Source organism: Campylobacter sp. BCW_6465 (genome assembly GCF_001762815.1).
In the GTDB taxonomy this organism is placed as follows: Bacteria; Campylobacterota; Campylobacteria; order Campylobacterales; family Campylobacteraceae; genus Campylobacter_D; species Campylobacter_D jejuni.
Genome location: NZ_MJXN01000022.1, coordinates 1 through 388, shown reverse-complemented (window position 1 = coordinate 388; position 388 = coordinate 1). Strand labels below are relative to the sequence as shown.

Here is a 388-nt window from a genome sequence, read left to right as displayed (position 1 = left end):
AATTTTTTGCGTTTTTCTCCTGTGCTATAACATTTAAATAAATAAGCTTGTAATAAACAAGGAAGTATAATAAATGTGATTGTAAAAAAAATAAAATTTATAAAGATTAAAAATTTAGAACACTTATATACTATATATTCTTGTGGTGATAATTCTTCAGCTTCTGGAGGACCGAGCATTACATATCCTCTATAAGTTTCAAGATCATAGCTAAGATAAAATATGATAACAATAGCCATAAAAAAGATAATAAAAGATATTAAAAAATAAGATTTTACAAATTCTTTTATATTAATTTTAATCCAATAATTTAAAATAGAAAAGACAATAAGAACACTTAAAGTTGTAAGATAAAATTTTATATTAGTAAAAGCAAGAATAAATCCAA

The 388-nt window shown here is 21.1% G+C and carries 1 protein-coding gene; it reads right to left on the bottom strand.

The genetic code is table 11. The annotated features are described in order from the left end of the window. A partial coding sequence (locus AJ886_RS10660) for a hypothetical protein (RefSeq protein ID WP_148124016.1) occupies positions 1–388 on the bottom strand: 388 nt, incomplete at both ends.